Origin of the sequence: Lentimicrobium sp. L6, from assembly GCF_013166655.1 — a bacterium.
Lineage (GTDB): Bacteria > Bacteroidota > Bacteroidia > Bacteroidales > UBA12170 > UBA12170.
The window spans coordinates 28,038-45,633 of record NZ_JABKCA010000021.1; the positions used below are offsets into that span (position 1 = coordinate 28,038).

13 protein-coding genes are annotated in these 17,596 nt (G+C 34.2%); 3 read left to right on the forward strand and 10 right to left on the reverse strand.

What is annotated here, in order from left to right; translation table 11 throughout:
• Window positions 1-39 precede the first annotated feature (39 nt).
• The gene (locus HNS38_RS07195; RefSeq protein ID WP_216663657.1) at window positions 40-2,547 is read left to right on the forward strand and encodes a transporter substrate-binding domain-containing protein; all 2,508 of its coding nucleotides are present in this window, start codon (window positions 40-42) and stop codon (window positions 2,545-2,547) included.
• A 43-nt stretch (window positions 2,548-2,590) separates the two neighbouring features.
• Here the strand turns inward: HNS38_RS07195 and HNS38_RS07200 are convergent, their stop codons facing one another.
• The 5 genes from HNS38_RS07200 to HNS38_RS07220 all read right to left on the reverse strand — a co-directional run bounded on the left by HNS38_RS07200 (window position 2,591) and on the right by HNS38_RS07220 (window position 6,329).
• Complete coding sequence (locus HNS38_RS07200; RefSeq protein WP_172278600.1) at window positions 2,591-2,842, reverse strand: hypothetical protein; 252 nt, start codon at window positions 2,840-2,842, stop codon at window positions 2,591-2,593.
• A 151-nt stretch (window positions 2,843-2,993) separates the two neighbouring features.
• Window positions 2,994-3,449 (reverse strand): isoprenylcysteine carboxylmethyltransferase family protein, encoded by a 456-nt coding sequence (locus HNS38_RS07205; protein ID WP_172278598.1) that lies wholly within the window; start codon window positions 3,447-3,449, stop codon window positions 2,994-2,996.
• Window positions 3,427-3,987, reverse strand: coding sequence for a hypothetical protein (locus tag HNS38_RS07210; RefSeq protein ID WP_172278596.1), 561 nt, complete (start codon window positions 3,985-3,987; stop codon window positions 3,427-3,429). The genes HNS38_RS07205 and HNS38_RS07210 overlap by 23 nt, the downstream gene beginning before the upstream one ends.
• Before the next feature lie 73 nt (window positions 3,988-4,060).
• The gene (locus HNS38_RS07215) at window positions 4,061-5,503 is read right to left on the reverse strand and encodes a nodulation protein NfeD (protein ID WP_253916255.1); all 1,443 of its coding nucleotides are present in this window, start codon (window positions 5,501-5,503) and stop codon (window positions 4,061-4,063) included.
• A gap of 22 nt (window positions 5,504-5,525) precedes the next feature.
• Window positions 5,526-6,329, reverse strand: coding sequence for an inositol monophosphatase family protein (locus HNS38_RS07220; protein ID WP_172278594.1), 804 nt, complete (start codon window positions 6,327-6,329; stop codon window positions 5,526-5,528).
• A gap of 174 nt (window positions 6,330-6,503) precedes the next feature.
• On the opposite strand from HNS38_RS07220, the gene HNS38_RS07225 reads away from it, so the two are divergent.
• Complete coding sequence (locus HNS38_RS07225; protein ID WP_172278592.1) at window positions 6,504-6,959, forward strand: hypothetical protein; 456 nt, start codon at window positions 6,504-6,506, stop codon at window positions 6,957-6,959.
• Between the two features lie 206 nt (window positions 6,960-7,165).
• Here HNS38_RS07225 and HNS38_RS07230 read toward each other — a convergent pair whose 3' ends face one another.
• The 5 genes from HNS38_RS07230 to HNS38_RS07250 are packed head-to-tail and all read right to left on the reverse strand — an operon-like array spanning window position 7,166 to window position 16,706.
• The gene (locus HNS38_RS07230) at window positions 7,166-9,361 is read right to left on the reverse strand and encodes a LamG-like jellyroll fold domain-containing protein (protein ID WP_172346203.1); all 2,196 of its coding nucleotides are present in this window, start codon (window positions 9,359-9,361) and stop codon (window positions 7,166-7,168) included.
• 11 nt (window positions 9,362-9,372) lie between these two features.
• Window positions 9,373-10,881, reverse strand: a complete 1,509-nt coding sequence (locus tag HNS38_RS07235) for a LamG-like jellyroll fold domain-containing protein (RefSeq protein WP_172346204.1) — start codon at window positions 10,879-10,881, stop codon at window positions 9,373-9,375.
• Window positions 10,882-10,900: 19 nt separating this feature from the next.
• On the reverse strand, window positions 10,901-12,430 hold the full coding sequence (locus HNS38_RS07240; RefSeq protein WP_172278586.1) for a SusD/RagB family nutrient-binding outer membrane lipoprotein: 1,530 nt from the start codon (window positions 12,428-12,430) through the stop codon (window positions 10,901-10,903).
• A 3-nt stretch (window positions 12,431-12,433) separates the two neighbouring features.
• Entirely contained in the window at window positions 12,434-15,649 is a 3,216-nt protein-coding gene (locus HNS38_RS07245; protein ID WP_172346205.1) for a SusC/RagA family TonB-linked outer membrane protein, read from the reverse strand.
• A gap of 4 nt (window positions 15,650-15,653) precedes the next feature.
• Window positions 15,654-16,706: a LacI family DNA-binding transcriptional regulator gene (locus HNS38_RS07250; RefSeq protein ID WP_172278582.1), complete on the reverse strand. Its 1,053-nt coding sequence runs from the start codon at window positions 16,704-16,706 to the stop codon at window positions 15,654-15,656.
• Window positions 16,707-16,800: 94 nt separating this feature from the next.
• Between HNS38_RS07250 and HNS38_RS07255 the strand changes: the two genes are divergently transcribed.
• Window positions 16,801-17,583: a DUF3108 domain-containing protein gene (locus HNS38_RS07255; RefSeq protein WP_172278580.1), complete on the forward strand. Its 783-nt coding sequence runs from the start codon at window positions 16,801-16,803 to the stop codon at window positions 17,581-17,583.
• Window positions 17,584-17,596: the final 13 nt, after the last annotated feature.

Here is a 17,596-nt window from a genome sequence, read left to right on the forward strand (position 1 = left end):
TGTATATTTGTAAAATCAAAATTTCTTCATTAAACGAAAATGTATACGCATTCAAAACTTCAATTCACCACTATTCTGCTATTGATTTTTTTATCTTTCACTTTGATATCAAAGGCAGAGGAAAATAAACGAGTTATTAAAGTTGGTGCCGATTACGCCTACTACCCTTATGAATTTATCAATGAATTCAACCAAGCCGATGGCTTCGATATTGATATTGTAAAAGCGATATGCAAAGAAATTGACGTGGACATAGAATTCCAAACAGGAAATTGGTTAAGTATTAAAAAAGACATCGAAGCTGGAAATATTGATTTGGTAGCTGGAATGTATTACCTTCCTGATAGAGCTGAAAAAGTTCATTTCAGTATGCCGTATATAATCATTACCCACAGCATTTTTGTTAAGGATGGTGATTATTGGCAAAGTTTAAAAGATGTAAGAGATCAGAATAACTTAAAAGTAGTTGTGGAGAATAGTAGCATACTTCATAAGTACCTTACAACAGCTGGTATTTCAACCGACAGAATTCTGCCTGTAGAAAATCAGTTAGATGCTTTAAAGATAGTATCAGAAACTCCAAACACTTGTGCGCTTCTCCCCGATCTTCAAGGCAAATACATAGCCAAAAAAAATGGTTTCAAAGACATTACCACAGTAGGCTTACCTATTCTTCCTCGTGAATATTCTGTTGCTGTGAATCTAAAAGATACCGCTCTTCTAAATCAAGTAAATGATGCCATCACCAAAATCCAATATGATGGTACTTATCAGAAGATCTACAGCAAATGGTTTGGAGATTACCAAGCTGACAAACAAAGCTTTATAAACTTGAGCCTTTTGGAAATCATTCTTATCTCCCTGCTTTTTCTAATCTGTATCACCTATTTTTATCACTTTATTCAGTGGCAAAAAGTTTTAAATAAAAGAGAAGATCAATTGCATTTAGAAGAGTATGAAAGGCAAAAGATAATTACTAGCTTAAATAAAAAAGAAAATCTTCTAAGAAAAATAACCGAGAATACACCTTATGCTATTGCCATATTAAATGCGGAAGAGCAATTTACTTTTGTCAATAGAATGTTTGAAATTGAATTTGGTTATACTAGAAAAGAAATAAGCAATATCAAGCAACTCTTTTTTTCACTCATTTCAAATAAAGAATACAGAGCAGAAGTTATATCTAAGTTTGAGTATAACAAGTTAAAGCACATTGGTAACCAAAACCATAAAAATAGATTCCTCCAAATAATTAAAACATTAGATATAAATAAGAGAGAAAAAAGTATTCAAATTCAAATGATTAATTTAGGAGAAAACCAATCATTACTGCTATTTGAGAATATTTCAGAACAATTAGGTCATCAAAACAAACTTGAGGAAGCTAAATTAAAAGCTGAGTCGGCTGATCAATTAAAATCTTCTTTCTTAGCCAATATCAGCCATGAAATCCGTACACCAATGAACGCCATCATTGGTTTCTCTTCACTACTCTCTCAAGAAGAAGTCTATAAAGAAGATAAACAAGTATATAGTTCATTAATTAAGAAAAATGGTAATGTGTTAATGCTATTGATCCAAGATATTATTGATTTCAGTAAAATAGAAGCTGGAAAACTAAATATATATCCCCAATTAGTAGAGCTCAATCAGATCATTACGGATGCATATAATGTGACAAAGGAGGATTTCAGTGTCAAGATTCCAAAGCCCATCCAATTTAAATTGTCCATGCCTGAGGATTCAGAACATACACAATACTATGTTAGAGTTGATCCTAACAGATTAGCACAAGTACTATCGAATATACTGACTAATGCCTTTAAATATACTGATAAAGGAAGTATTGAGATTGGCTTTAAGGAAATTAACAATAGACATCTGAGAATTTATATTGAAGATACTGGCATTGGCATAAAGAAAGAAGATCATACTTTAATTTTCAATCGTTTTTCAAGGGTAGAAAGTGAAGCCATGCAATCAAGAGGTGGCACAGGATTAGGTTTGGCTATTTCATATCAAATTTTAAAACTATTTGGCTCTGAACTAAAATTTGAAAGTGAATCTGGAAAAGGTTCTAAATTTTATTTCGACCTCCCTTTCTACGAAAGCTTTGGCGAAAAAACAGATTCCAAACTCTCAGGATTTAGCTCCTCAAAAAAAATTGATTATAATTGGATGAATAAAACCATTCTTATTGTGGAAGACAATATGGAAAATTGCAAATACCTTAATACGATTCTTTTAAATACTCATGCTCACGTCATCACTTGTAAAACAGGAAATGAAGCCATTGAAACCATTAAGAATAACAAGAAAATTGATATCGTTTTATTAGATTGGTTATTACCAGATATTAAAGCAGAAGAAGTGGTAAGAATAAGCAAAAAAAAATTAAAAAAAGCCCCTATCATTGTACTAACAGCTTTGGCGCTAATTGAAGACAAAACCTATATTGAGTCGAAAAATATTGATGAATATATGTCGAAACCATTCGATAAAGAATACCTATTATTTAGGATGAATCATTTTCTGTTTGGAATATAACTACACATTAACTATCGACACCCTATTTTCAATGAACAGTGAATTAGTCTGAACCAAAAATGGTAAGCTGTTTATAATCTTCTGGTTTTGGCTCTCTAAAAAGACTGAGTTGCATCTCATCAATCTCCCTTTTTCCTATTTTCTCATCTGTAAACTCATCTGTATAGGATTTTAAAAGACCTTTAATGAGTTTATTTGGTGTGATTTTCTCTATTCCACAATAATTTTGCAAACTAGAGTATTGTCTATTACTCAGTTTAAAACTCATCTGCTTAAATCGTCTTCGCTTGGCCATGATACATAGCTTGATTATGAAGATAAAATTATAAGAAATATGAGCTAAGAAAAAATGATTTTCAAATACTTATTCACTATAAAGACCTGAATAACTATTAGTATCAAAAAAAATTGCAAAAGGCTAGTTTAGTGAAAAATACAACAAATAGTTAGTAGACAAAAGGTATAATCTTTTTAGTTTTTTTTTGGTATATTTTATATTCTGGAAACTGATGGAGGAGGTTTTTCTCTTCAAAATTAATCTTAAAAATGAGTGTAAGGTATAAAATCAAGACGACGGAAAGTCGCCATAAGTTATATGAGTTAACAAGCTCTGGTAGAGTAAATAAAAAAATAGAAGTATACATGGGATGGCGTATCATGGCATAAGGACCAGACTTTCTCAACTCACCATTTATTACAGGAGTTGGGGTGATATTAAAATTACCAATTCGCATCACCCAGATAGCCCAAAGACCTACAAAAACTCCTAAAACCTGTACCATTAACAAAACCAAATGATTCGCCAATACTGGAGCAGTAAACATAACTATAAAAAGGCTGGAGAATTGCAGGAAGACCAAAAGATAGGCGTAGGTTGGCTTACTTTCCTTCTTTCTTTGCATTCAAAGCTTTTTCAGCATCTTCATATGCATCCTCATAAGTCTTCAATTTCTTGGAGAGTAAATCTAATTTTTTATCGGCTTTATCCATCATTCTGACCGCTGTTGACATATCTTTATCACCAGCCTTTATCTCGTTTTGAGCTAGCTTTAAATCGGCTTTATACTTCGTAGTCAATTCACGAAGTTCAACTTTTGCAGCTGCTACTTCTGCTCTATCTTTACTTTTAGCGGCCTTGTTTAATGGTTTACTATCTGTTTTATATTGTTTTTCAATGGCTTTAACCTGATCGCGCGCTGCCATTTTACGAAGTTTACCTGCATCATCTAATTGTTCACCTGCAACAAACAAACTATCAGCTGATTCTATTTGCCTCTTAACAGTCACTAATTTTACTCTGTTTGCTTCTACTTTGTCTTCTGCTTTCTGTAGTGCAATTTCTTCTCTACTCATTTCAGTCTGAGCCATAGAAGATAAACCTGAAAATACAATAATAACAATAAGAATAAGTTTTGTGGAAAGTAGATAAATATTTTTCATAGTATGATATTTTGTTTGAGCTGACTAAATTACATTAATTGTGATTATTATTCAAATGGAAATGAATATGATTTTATTTTCTTGATTTACGCACCATTAATTGTGCATTTTCATAACCTACCACTTCAACTTCGTCCCCTTTTTCTATAAAATTACTTAATGAAACAGCATCATACATTTGCCCATCCACCATTACTTTGCCAGAAGGACGTAATACAGTGAAGGCTTGCCCTATTTCACCTATGGAATTCTTATAAGATTCTAAATCAATACCAAAGCCTTCCTCTCTTTCTTGGGTGGTAGCCAAAGCCAGATTAAACATGGATTGGGTTGAAAATAATTTCTTACTCAAGTAATAAGAACCAATAAGGCCTAAAAGAGAGGAAAAAGAAACAACGATTAGCGCATTAATTATTGCCGTAACATTTGGAAGTGTAAATTTAAATCCATCATTATCAACCATGGCCAATGCCAAGGATGTCACAATAAGTACGATTCCTGAAATGCCAAAGAATCCAAAACCAGGCACCACAAACAGCTCAATGGCCAGAAGAATAACACCAACAAAAAATATAATAACCTCCCAATTTTCTACCAATCCTTCCAAATACAGTGGAGCAAAATAAAGCACAGCTGCAAAAATAGAAGCCGCTAAAGGAAAACCAATACCAGGAGATTGCAATTCAAAGTATAAGCCTCCAACTATTAGCATAATTAGAATACCGCTAACCATAGGATTCACCAACAACCTGATAATTTTATCACTTGCTTTGAGTTCCTGATGGTATATCTCGTAATTCTCCACTCCTGCTCTAGTTAAAAGTTCAGCAAGGGATTCCACTTGTGCTTCACAAAAACCATTTGCTATAGCCTCTGAAGTTGTAAAAGTTAATACCATACTGGAGTCAATAACATCCTCTATTTTTATTCTGGGATCGACCATAGCTTGAGCAATTTGAGGATCTCTACCTGTAGCTTCTGCAGTACTTCGCATCATAGAACGCATATAGCTTTGATATTTATCAGGCATGGCTTCTCCAGTTTGATTCACCACAGTTGCTGCACCAATATTTGCTCCTGCTACCATATATATACTATCACAAGCTATGGAAATTAAAGCCCCAGCACTTGCAGCATTATTATCTATCAAAACATAAACTGGAATATCAGAATTTAAAATCGCCGTTCTAATGGAATCAGCTGCATCCACCATCCCCCCATAAGTATTCATATGTATGAGCATCAAATCATATTCTTTTTCATGAGCCTCCTCAAATGCTTTCTGGGTAAGATGCCAAACAGGAGGAGCTATCTCTTCCATGATATCGAGTTGATATACTTTAAACAGGGTTGAATCAGAAGAAACTGACTCAGCATTACTATTTATTGTAAGGACCAGAAAAAAGGCAAAACATAAAGCAAATCTTAAAAAAGAATCATTCATTCGAGTGCTTTTTCTCTTTATCATTTCTTGAATTTTCATCATTTCTGAACTTATATGTTTTATTGCTTTCATAATATCCGTATTAAAATGGGCCTTATTTATTAAAATGATGCTTAATCTGTTTTAAAAATGGGTCTGCTATATTCGAATTGACACTTAGAATTTCCTTACCAAAAACGAAATCCTTTCCGCCTGAAAAGTCCATATTAACACCACCAGCATTCCGAACTATTATGCTTCCTGCAGCCACATCCCAAGGCTTTAAACCATATTCATAAAAGCCATCGTATCTGCCACATGCCACATAAGCCAAATCCATAGCAGCAGTTCCCAGCCTTCTGATTCCTCTACTATTACGCATTAAATACTCAAAAAAACTCATGTATTCTTTCATCAGACTATAATCATAATAAGGAAAACCTGTGGCAAATAAAGCTTTATCAATAGTGAGGGTTTCAGAAACCTTAATAATTTTACCATTTAAATAAGAGCCTCCCCCTTTCCAACTATAAAAACATTCATTTAGATTGGGCTCGTAAATAACACCTAAGATAATTTCATTTCGAAATTTGAGCGCTAAGCTTACTGAATATAGTGGAACCCCATGGATATAGTTTGTAGTTCCATCTAAAGGATCTATAATCCAATTATAATCCTCTCCAACTTTATTATTTGTACCCTCTTCTGCGATAAAACCGGCCTCAGGTAATATATCATTCAATGAATAAACCAGCATTCGCTCGGCAGTTTTATCTACATAGGTCACCAAATCATGAAGGCCTTTCTCTTCAACATCTTTTGACTTAAGCTTGCTTATTTCTTGTTTTAAAAAAGATCCAGCTTCCTTACTAGCCAAAATCACTTTCTGAGTCAGCACCTTTAAATCTGTAGAATCCATAATAAAAATAATTAGAGAGTAAAAATACTAAAGCTATAGCAATAATGCTATTCATTTTTTATTTAAAACTTTTATCAACCACAATTAGATTTATTTTTTGCATTTTTTTAATCAAAATCGAAACCATATCTACATTAACACGTTAAAGATACCGAGTTTATAAAATGAGTTGATATGCTAACAATAAGAAATTACATTACAGGAGTATTGGTTGCTGGAGTATTGATCCATGTTCCTCTTCTAAAAAAATGGAGGATGTTTAACCAAGAAAACGATAAGAACAGTGATAAGGTCACAGAGAATAATTTTACTAGTTCATTGAAAACAATAGATTTTAATCAGGCAAAAATAGAAAACAAAAGAACTCTATTTAATAGTAGCCTATTTGGCAAGGAAGTTTTATTTCATCAAATTACCAGCAATATGGAGTTCAAGTTTCAAAACTATGCCTTTGCAGGAAATATTGTAAATGTATATAAAGACAAAGATGAAATTATAAAGTTCGACGTAAAATTATTTATGAGCAATACAGACATCTGTTTCTCAGAAATATCAAAAATCACTAGAAAAGAAATTACAAAAGACCTAATTTTAAAGGGCTTCGTGAGAAGCGAATTAATGTTAGCTTAGACTCAATTAACTCAATTAAATGTCCTTCTCTTCCTGGGGAGGGCATTTTTTATTGCCTAGTATTTTCCTGTTCACATTTACAGTTCAAGCCCTATCCCACTGATTACACATTATAATTTAAAGGCCTAATCATTAAGCATGTCTACTAATAAAAAACCCGAAGCCATGTTCTGACTTCGGGTTTTGTATATATCTAAATTCTTTTCTTAGTTAGACTTCACAGTTTTAAGAACAGTAGTATGATTTTCAGATTGTACTTTAATCATATAGATTCCATTTGGCATATCACTTAAATCCAATTGAAACTCTTGGTCTCCATTTAACTGATAACTAGCCACCAACTGGCTGTTTAATTGATAAACATCGATTGTCTTGATATTATCATTTACCATTTTAATGTTATATAAACCAGTTGTAGGGTTAGGATAAGCTTGAATATGATCCATAACTACTGATTGATCACTAATTCCAACGATATCCTCAGTTGAATACTGCACAAAATAAGTATGACAGCGATAATGAGGCTCAGTGTGAGAACCGCCATTATAACCCGTATTTAAAAGATTAGTGTAATCATATAAAACATAATCTAAATTTACCATTTCACCAGGAGTAAAATGACCATCCATATCCCATTCCCATGGCTGTACATCTTGTCCAGGACACCAGCCAGCACGAGAATACAAATAGGTTCCACTTTGAGGAGCACATGAATTCACATCACAATCATCCTTCCACAGATGTTGCTCAAAAGTCTCTTCTCCATCTACCCAAATATGATGAGTGAAATCAGAAAACTCTGCAGCATTACTAGTATTTGCCTGTCCGTGGCCTGTCATAGTCATTCTAATTTTAGCGGCCTCTGTTTCTGGATGAATCATCACATCCATTTCTGGGAAATCATCATTGACATCTGGGTCACCATAGACCCAATTGTCTTCCGACCAAAGTTTCTCAATTTTCACAAATGGATATTCTGGACTTCCTTCAATTAACTCTAGTTCCACATCAACTAACCATCCTGAGGCTCCCCAAACTTGTACATAACTTACCCAATCTACTTCATCAACTAACAAGGAACGGAAATCGGTAATATCCCAAGTCCAACCACCACAAGCCACACCATAAGGTGTGATATAACGAGCTATTTCATAGTTTTCACCATCTTTATTGATCATAAGTTTGGCAGGTTGATCCCAAGGATCACAACCACCTGTTGGGCATTCTAGGTCAATATGAATATATATTTCACTAAAGTCCTCTAAGCTTTCTGGCATGTATAAGGTCTTGGTATGAGTTTGTCCATATCCACCATAATTATGACGTTCTTCATCAAAAATCATAAAATTAAGAGTGGGTTCAATCATTTCTGTTAATACATCATTTGCTGCATTATCATCTCCATCTAAACTTACACTTCCAGTAATTTCAATTTCTGTTTCACCAGAAAGATCTACTAAATCTTCAAAAGTATAAATATAAGTTTCAAAAGGAGGAATGGTCACTACTACTGTTTCTGTTATAGCATCACTACCTGTAATTTGATAAGTAATTTCAAATTCAGTAATAGGCTCAGTAGCATAATTTTTAACCTCTAATCTAATTTTCTCATCAGCAGCAAAACCACTACCGATATAAGATGGAGAAGCAATACCCATTACTCCAATATCAGCAGTTACAGGAACAAAACCATCTACCCAATTGTCTTCTGACATATTAATAAGCTGACCATCATTACCATTACTAGTCGCATCAGCAATAGTCATACCTGTTCCTTCATTCATAGGATAATAAGCTACTAAACCCGCTTCGCTTCCTGTTAATTCAGTGCTCATACTGGCTTGTATTTCTGCATCAGTTCTAGCGACTTCCCAAATTCTAACCTCATCAATCATTCCATTGAAATAACGACCGGTCCATGTTGGATTTTCTCCAATATTTACAACAACACCCTCACCAGGAGTTAAACTACCTATTGCATCTTCGGCACCTATCAAAACACCATTAATATATACTTTTACTTGGGTTCCAGTATAAACACCAGCCACATGATACCAGGCATTGGTTCCTAATAGCTGGGGAGTAGCAACCGATTTCCATCCTTCATCTACGGAAACAGTAAATTCTAACCTACCGTTTTCTCCAGCTGAAAGACACCAACCTTTATCAGGCCCCGAACCTTGTTTACTAATGATTACACCTGCCCAAATACTACTTTGCCATGCTTCTGCATTAATCCAAGCTTCTAAAGTCATAGCTGCAGTTGGATTTAGTTCTGGACTATCAAGAATACCTACCTTATTACTACTGCCATCAAAATCTAAGGCATGATTTTGTGCCATTATCATCGTTCCTGAAAAGGAAAGACACATGACCAATAAAAATGTAAAGACTTTTTTCATGATATTAAATTTTAGTTTTTAATTAATTTTCTTGTTGTTTTAATTCCATCAATTTCAAACTCTAGGAAATAAATTCCTGAATTTAAATCTGATAGATCAATGATTTCTTGATTTTGAATTGCTTTTACTTGTTTTACTAAGGAACCACTGATTTGATAAATGGAAAGGTTTGTGTTTAAAGGTGCACCATCGATAAATAGTTGGTTATTTACTGGATTTGGAGCTAAAATCAAATTTGAGAATTTTATATCTGAAATCGCATCAAATCCTTGAATTGGAAATTCCTCTGAGGAGTGCCCGATAGCATAAAAACCATCTTTAAATTCATAGTCATTAATAATGAATATGCCAGATAGCAATTTAGTTGGACGAGCAATAGCTCTGAAGTCCTTGCTCTCATCTGCGCGATATAGCAATGCATATTGATTATCGTCATCATCCATAGGAAAGTCATCCCCAACCATAGCATCCTCTAGGTTAAAAGTCATACTTCCACTTACATCACTGGCACAATTGAAATACCATTGTCTATTGCTTCTTTTATAATCTGCTGGTGGGTTTTCTGGAGCTAAATCTGTTGCTATACCATCCTCACTATTCATTCCAGCTACCACATACTTTCTGAATTCTAAAGGGTTGATTAATGTGGTGATGATTAATCCGTTATCAGTAACTATTTTATGGTAGTTTTCAGCACTTCTATACCAAGCAGCTGCAATATCTTGCATATTAGACATGGTCAAATCTCCTACTGGAGCTGAAGATACCATCCATTGGGTACTCTCATGAGTTGAATGACTCAAATTACCATCGAAACCATTTGGTCCTGAATCTGGAACGGTAGAATCCGCAGCAGCATTAAAATTATAATAAGCCACTAATTCTGTCTCGTCACCCATTAATTGAGTATGCATACGGCTTTGAATCTCCTCTTGGCTTAAGGCTTTATTCCATACTCTCACTTCATCTAAATCACCATAAAATTGATATGATAATAAATCCCAAGGTGCATTTCCAATGATAAAGGGACGATCATTATCTACAAGTGCTGTTGAAGGAAACATGGTTGTTTCTCCTGAAAGTATTCCATTGACATAACTCTGGATCTTACCAGAACTCACTGAGTAAGTAGTTACCAAATGCGTAAAAGCAGAATCGGGAGCCATTGGGCCATCACCAGGGCGAGGCACCACTTGTATAGATGGATTAAAATACTCAGCATAAACATGTAGGTTTTCAAATCCCAAAACATATCCATTATCTATGGGTTCATTATATTCTATTTTCCCCATTATTTTTCTGTTTTCAGCAAAAGTGTATGCCCTTGCCCAAACTTCCAAGGTGAGCTCTTCCCCACCATTAAAGGCCTCATCGTTACCACAATCGATATATAAACTTGGAGTCCCAGTGGTATTCCAAGTTTCATAATCAATGGACCAGCATCTATTATCGAGAGATTGGGCTTGAATGAATCCACCCAAAAACACGAATATGGCCAATGCTAATAATTTTCTAGTCATATCTATAATTTTTAATTATTTATCTTTCTATATCCCACCAAACTCTCGTCAACTGCGTATCACTTCCTTGATTTTCCACAGCTTGCAAATAGTTATCTCTATTCAAAGTATATTCTGAATAAGGATACCTTAATCTTCTCGGAAAAATATCTAAATTGATACCCTCCTCAAAATAATCTAATAAAACAGGATATCCTGTTCTTCGATAATCGGCATAAGCTTCAAAAACATTTTCATAGGTAAATAAAATATATTTTTGAGTAATCACATCTGCTAAATCAATATCTTGAAATTGATTACTATAATTTAATATTTCAATATCTGTAATATTTACTTCTGTTGAATACTCGTTCATATAAGCAATATGAGAAGCAATACCTTCTTTAAATAAATCACCAGCATCCGCTGTCCACCATCCCTTTAGGGCAGCTTCTGCTTTTAAGAAACACATTTCACTATAGCCTAGAAGCTGAACGGGCCTGTCATTATTTAAAAACCATTGACCTACTCTAGAAACATCTCCCCACTCTCCTAAAGGATCACCCAAAGCAGCATCTAAATTATAGTTTTCCCATTCTTCACTATTATATGGAAGAAGATTGGGGACTCCCCTATACTCATCAATAAATGGATAAGTATCAGACAATGTGGTTTTCTTGAGGATGTTTTTTATTCTAGGATCATTTGTATTTACCAATAAATCTACTAGAAATTTACTGGGGTTAATATACTGAGCACCTTCTTGATAACGAATGACTGTAGCTTCATAAAGCGGTTTATTATAAACGCTATTATAGAGGAAGCTGGCCGTTTGACTTTCGTTTTCTATTAATATTTCCGACTGAAGTTCACGAATAGTAGATTCAGACAAAGAAGCATTGATAGAAGAAATCCGCATAGCAAGCCTAAATCTTAAGGCATTAGCAAATCTTTTCCAGTTTTCTATTTCTCCACCATAAATTAAATCAGCACTTTCTGAAACAAATGGTTTAGAAGCATCAATACTATTTACGGCAGTCTCCAATTGACTTAACATTTGACTATATATAGCTTCTTGGGTATCATAAGTTGGAGTAAACTCAATATCTGGATTCCCTTGCAAAGCTTCAGAATAAGGAGTATCACCCCAAAGGTCAGTAATTCTATGCATGATAAAAACCTTCCATATAAGAGCGGCCGCATTTAAATTCGACAATTCAGAATCTCCGTCGGTTAATCGAATAACTACTTGGGCATTATTCATGGCATCAATATAAGAACTGTTCCAGAATCCGTCTCCTCCAGCTGGGGAAGGATATTCATTTCCGGATTCTACTCCTCCTCTGGTGGCCATATACATCACCCATTGCTGCAATCCATTATATTCTAAATGAGAGGAGGTTAAATAATCACCATTGCCTCTTTTTACCGCATATTTAAATAATAATTCAGTATCGACTTCTGTTGAATTATTAGGGTCTTTATTAAGCTCTGTCAAATCTTTAATGCAAGATGTTTGCAGAAAAACCAAACTTAATATCAAGTATATATAAATATTCTTTCTGTTCATTTCTTAAAAATTTACTGAGATGGATACACCAATACTTCTTTTATTTGGATAAGAGTATAATTCATATCCTTGTCCATTTCCATTGGTTAACATGGATTCTGGATCCACATTTGGCACTTCGCTATAAATCAACCAAACATTATTAGCAAAAACGCCAGCGGTTAATCCCTTTATCCAAACTTTCTCTAGTTTATCCTTTGGAATAGAATAGCTAATGCTCAGCTCTCTAAGTTTCACAAAGCTGGCATCATAAATAAATGACTCATGGATTTCCTCTTGCCACATGCTTACTTTTTGATAATATTGATAGGGATCGATATAGGTAGAATTAGTTTTACCACTCATATCTTCTCCATTGATAATGGTTCCTGGCTCGTAAACTCCTTCTACTAAATATCCTCCTGTTGCTGTCCAATCTTCAGAAGAAACTCCAGCTTCTTCTCTAGCAGCCTCCGATTGATACCAAGCCTCTCTCCCCTCTAAAGTCTCCTCAAAGTTTCCTGAGTAACCATATCCATACATGTTGGTACCTGAGAACATATCACCACCAATCTGGCTATCAATTAAGAAAGATAAACTCCAATTTTGAAAACGAAAAGTACTGCTTAAAGAAAGCCCAAAGTCAGGAGTAAAATTCCCCAATACCTTAGGTGTTTCATCTCTAACTACCATACCATTCTTATCTATTAAAACAATACCGCTTTCATCTCTTTTGTAACCATAGCCAACAATATCTCCATAAGGGTTATCGGGCCTGGCTTCAACTGTTAATCTCCAATGCTCATATAAGGTAGCTCTTTCCACATTTGGAGCTAATTCAATGATTTGTGAATTATTTTTTGAGTAAGCAAAATTCAAATCCCACTGAAACTTATTATTTTTAACTGGGGAGGCATTTAATTGAACTTCCCAGCCTTTGTTTTCAATAATTCCTGAATTTACAATTGCAGTATAGTAACCAGAAGCAGCCGATACTGGCATGTTAGTGATTTGGTTGTGGGAACGAGTATTATAGTAAGTAGCATCTAAACCCAATCTGTTCATGAAGAATTTCAGTTCTAAACCTGCTTCTAAAGAGTTTACAAGCTCAGGCAAAAGACCAAGATTAGGAACAGTACGGTCAATAAAAGCCATATCGTCATATCCTTCATTGTCAATAATTTCATAGGTAGTTTCCAATTGATAAGGATCTGCATCATTTCCTACACCAGCATAACTTGCTCTTAGCTTACCGAAGCTAAAAATATCCTTATTGATTTTGTCTTCATTCAATAATTCAGAGAATACAAAACCAAGACTTATAGATGGGTAAAAGAATGAATTGTCGTTCTTTGGTAAGGTAGAAGACCAATCATTACGAGCTGTAATATCTAAATACAAAAAGTGTTTATAGTTTATTTGAGCAAAAGCATAAAGGGAGTTTTTTGCTGCCTCGGTGAGGTAATTTCTATAATAAATAGGGTTCAAACTATTTTCTAAAGTATAAACATAAGCTTCGACCAAACCACCTTCGGTATTTGCTGATTCATTTTCAGCTTTATAATACATAGCGTTACCACCAATATTCACTGAATACATAATGGTTTCTTTCCAATCGTTGGAATAAGTGGCTAAGAAGTCGCTATTGATTAAATATTGGTCATTATTAGATTCACTATATCTTCCCAAACCATATATTAAACCTTTTTGTGCATCAATAGAAGAATATTTCGTTTTGGAAACATCAGGTGCTGCACGGACCATCAGTTTTAAGTTTTCATTAAAATCATATTGCAATGAAATATGACCAAAATAACGATTTCTAACATCTTCATTTTTCTGATATTGCTTATTCCAATATGGGTTGGTCATCCAAGACCAATTTTGATACCAAGTATTTTCAGTACCATCCGGATTAATATAATGATCACTCAAAGATGAAGAACTAATATGTCGAGGCATATGAATATAGTTCCTATTTGGATTGTCGTGGGCATCTGATAAACCTGGCCTATCATTCACTTTACTGTTTACATAATTGAAATAACTATTCAATTTGATTTTCTTGAGGATGCTAGCTGAAATATTCAGTCCCACATTGGTTCTATTATAAGTTAAACCAGGAATAATATCTTTTGTGGCGATATTTGCTACAGAAAAACGATAAGTCATATTTTTAAATCCACCATCAATCCCAATTGAATTATTAGTAGTCACACCGGGTTCAAAATAATTTTTGTAATTATCCTCTTGGGGCGAGAAAGATTTTTCATTACCATCCCAATCTACAATGGTTTGACCTTCCATTTTGGGTCCCCAGCTACCTTTGCTAAAATCGTAGCTTGGATTAAATACAGGAGTACCATTGGCATTAATATCCCAAGCACCTTCGAATTTCCCATTTCTACCAGCACCGTAAGTGTTTTGCAAATCGTAAAGAATATAAGCTTGGTCTATTGAAGTGTTACTACTAAAGCTCACTCCTATTTTTTTGCCTGCTTTTCCTTTTTTAGTGGTAATCAAAATCACACCATCCATGGCTTGTGAACCATAGAGTGCTGAAGCACTAGCTCCTTTTAATACAGAAATGCTTTCAATATCATCGGCATTAATATCTGAAACTCCGTTTCCATAATCTCGACCTCCCCATTCTGCTCCTGAATTACTATTGGTACTATTATTAATAGGTACACCGTCCACTACAATTAATGCTTGATTATCACCAGTAATAGAATTATTTCCACGAAGTATAATACGACTTGAAGTTCCTGCTCCACCATTTGTTGATGTAATTTTAAGCCCAGCTACTTTTCCACTTAACTTATTAATCACACTCACATCATTGGATTTTACCAAATCTTCTCCTTTTACTTCTGTCATGGCATAGCCCAAGGATTTCTTTTCTCTTTTAATACCTAGTGCTGTAACTACCACTTCATCTAAATTCAAGGACATGGAATGAAGACTAATATTCATTGGACTAGCAGTAAGGATTATGGTATCTTGCTGAAAACCTATGGCAGAAAATATAAGATGGGTTTCTGAATCACTTACGCTTATAGAGAATTGACCATCCATATCAGAACTGCCTCCTAATCGAGATTGCAGACCAATAATATTCACAAATGGTACTGGTTTTTGATCCTCATCAGAAATGACGATACCAGATACTTCTACTTGAGCATTTGCCAGAAAGCTCCAAAGAAATAGGGTGATAATGAATACTCTTTTAAACATCATATTATTAAGATTCTCGTATGATTAATTTGGTTTGTAATATTTCTGTCCTTTGGCTTACAGAGGAGTCTTTAATTTCATTCATCAATATGGAAACAGCTTGATGACCAATATCAGCCAATGGTTGTGCTATGGTCGATAAAGCTGGTGAAGTATATTGAAACAATTCAACATCATCAAAAGTTATTATCGAAATATCCTCTGGAATTTTCAAATCCAATTCTTTAATGGCCTCTAGACAAGCAACGGCTAAATGGTTATTGGTAGTAAAAATAGCCGTAATTTCTCTATTCCTGTTAACGAAGTCTTTAATCTGAGCATATTCTTTGGCTTTGATTAAATTATAATCTATTTCAATGATATAATCTTCATTAATTCCAATATGATTTTCTTTTAATGCCTCAATATAACCAGCTCTTCTATCGCGAAGCGTACTAATATAACTAGGTGTAAGAGTGAGGAATCCAATGTTTTGATGGCCATTATTAATAAAATGATTGATGGCCTCTTTGCTAGCAGATATATTATCAACACCTACAAAATTCTTATTGGAATCATCTAAATATCTATCCAATAAAACTAAAGGATATTGATTCGGAAAAAGAGAATCTAATTCATCTTCTTGACTTAATGTAGTGGTCATGATGATACCATCGACCTGTCTGTCTAACAACATCCTTACTAACCTCTTCTCGCGTTCTTGTTCTTCATCGGAACTACAAACAATTAGACTATAACCTTCCTCTTCGGCATAATGCTCAATGGTGCGAGTAATTCGTGCATAAAATGGATTTGAAATGTCCGCAACAAGAAGTCCTATGGTTTTTGTTGTTCCCATCCGAAGCCCACGAGCCACTTGATTGGGTTTATAATTCAATTCTCGTGCTTTGCTAATTACCTTCTCTTGGGTGGCTTTATTGATAGCAGAGGCATCTCCTTTACCATTCAAAACCAAGGATACCAGAGTTTTAGAAACCTTTAGTTCCTCAGCAATCACAGATAATGTTATTTTTTTCTTTTTCACCTTGACAAAACTAAATCGTTTTAGTGAATTATGCAATCATTATTTTTTGTTTAACATTTTAGCTAATTCGCAAGGCATAACACGAAATAACCATCACCATTTTACATATATTTGCCGCAATAATTCTATAATGAAGCAAATCCTGATTTTTATTTTCTGTCTTCTTTTAAATCCTATTTTCTCACAGATAACTTTGTTAGAAGAATATCCTTATGCTGAGGGTGAAATAGGAACTTATATAGCTATTTATGAGTTAGGCTTTCTAGAGATACAAGGTGGAGAAGTAAAATTTGAAGTATTAGCTTCAAAAAATAATAAAGAAGATATTTTCCATTTTAAAAGCTATGGTAATAGTCTCCCCAAATACGATTGGATTTATAAAATTAGAGATACTTTCCAAAGTAACGTTCTGAAAGAAAACTTTCAGCCTATCTATTATAAAAGAAATACCAGTGAAGGTTCTTATTCTGTATTTAATGAAACCTATTTCCAAGCTGAGGAGGGTAAAATCATAATGGAATTGAGTAATACCGAGCAAGAGTCTAGAGAAAAAACAATGGACTGGCAAGCGGATGTCTTCGATTTGCAAACGGCTTGCTATTATGCTCGTCTACTCAATTTCGAAAATGCCATGATGGGTGAAGGCTATGAGTTTAAAATAATTATTGATGGCCAACTGTATACCATCCCCATTAGATATGAAGGCAAAGAGTTTATTGAGTTGAATGAGCAATTGAGTTTTAATTGTTATAGAATCAGTACAAAAGTGATTGAGGGAACCATCTTCAAAAGCAATCAAACCATTAAAATTTGGGTAAGCGATGATGGTAGGAATATTCCCGTTAAGGTTGAAGCCCCAATAAAGGTTGGACAAGTAAAAGCTGAGTTAATAGATTATATTGAAGGCAAATAAGAGATTATTATAG

Bases quoted from the DNA above. Each gene is read 5' to 3' on its own strand.
- HNS38_RS07245 (WP_172346205.1), bottom strand. From the start codon at position 15,649: ATGATGTTTAAAAGAGTATTCATTATCACCCTATTTCTTTGGAGCTTT.
- HNS38_RS07255 (WP_172278580.1), top strand. From the start codon at position 16,801: ATGAAGCAAATCCTGATTTTTATTTTCTGTCTTCTTTTAAATCCTATT.
- HNS38_RS07200 (WP_172278600.1), bottom strand. From the start codon at position 2,842: ATGGCCAAGCGAAGACGATTTAAGCAGATGAGTTTTAAACTGAGTAAT.
- HNS38_RS07225 (WP_172278592.1), top strand. From the start codon at position 6,504: ATGCTAACAATAAGAAATTACATTACAGGAGTATTGGTTGCTGGAGTA.
- HNS38_RS07210 (WP_172278596.1), bottom strand. From the start codon at position 3,987: ATGAAAAATATTTATCTACTTTCCACAAAACTTATTCTTATTGTTATT.
- HNS38_RS07235 (WP_172346204.1), bottom strand. From the start codon at position 10,881: ATGACTAGAAAATTATTAGCATTGGCCATATTCGTGTTTTTGGGTGGA.
- HNS38_RS07195 (WP_216663657.1), top strand. From the start codon at position 40: ATGTATACGCATTCAAAACTTCAATTCACCACTATTCTGCTATTGATT.
- HNS38_RS07220 (WP_172278594.1), bottom strand. From the start codon at position 6,329: ATGGATTCTACAGATTTAAAGGTGCTGACTCAGAAAGTGATTTTGGCT.
- HNS38_RS07230 (WP_172346203.1), bottom strand. From the start codon at position 9,361: ATGAAAAAAGTCTTTACATTTTTATTGGTCATGTGTCTTTCCTTTTCA.
- HNS38_RS07215 (WP_253916255.1), bottom strand. From the start codon at position 5,503: ATGAAAGCAATAAAACATATAAGTTCAGAAATGATGAAAATTCAAGAA.
- HNS38_RS07240 (WP_172278586.1), bottom strand. From the start codon at position 12,430: ATGAACAGAAAGAATATTTATATATACTTGATATTAAGTTTGGTTTTT.
- HNS38_RS07205 (WP_172278598.1), bottom strand. From the start codon at position 3,449: ATGCAAAGAAAGAAGGAAAGTAAGCCAACCTACGCCTATCTTTTGGTC.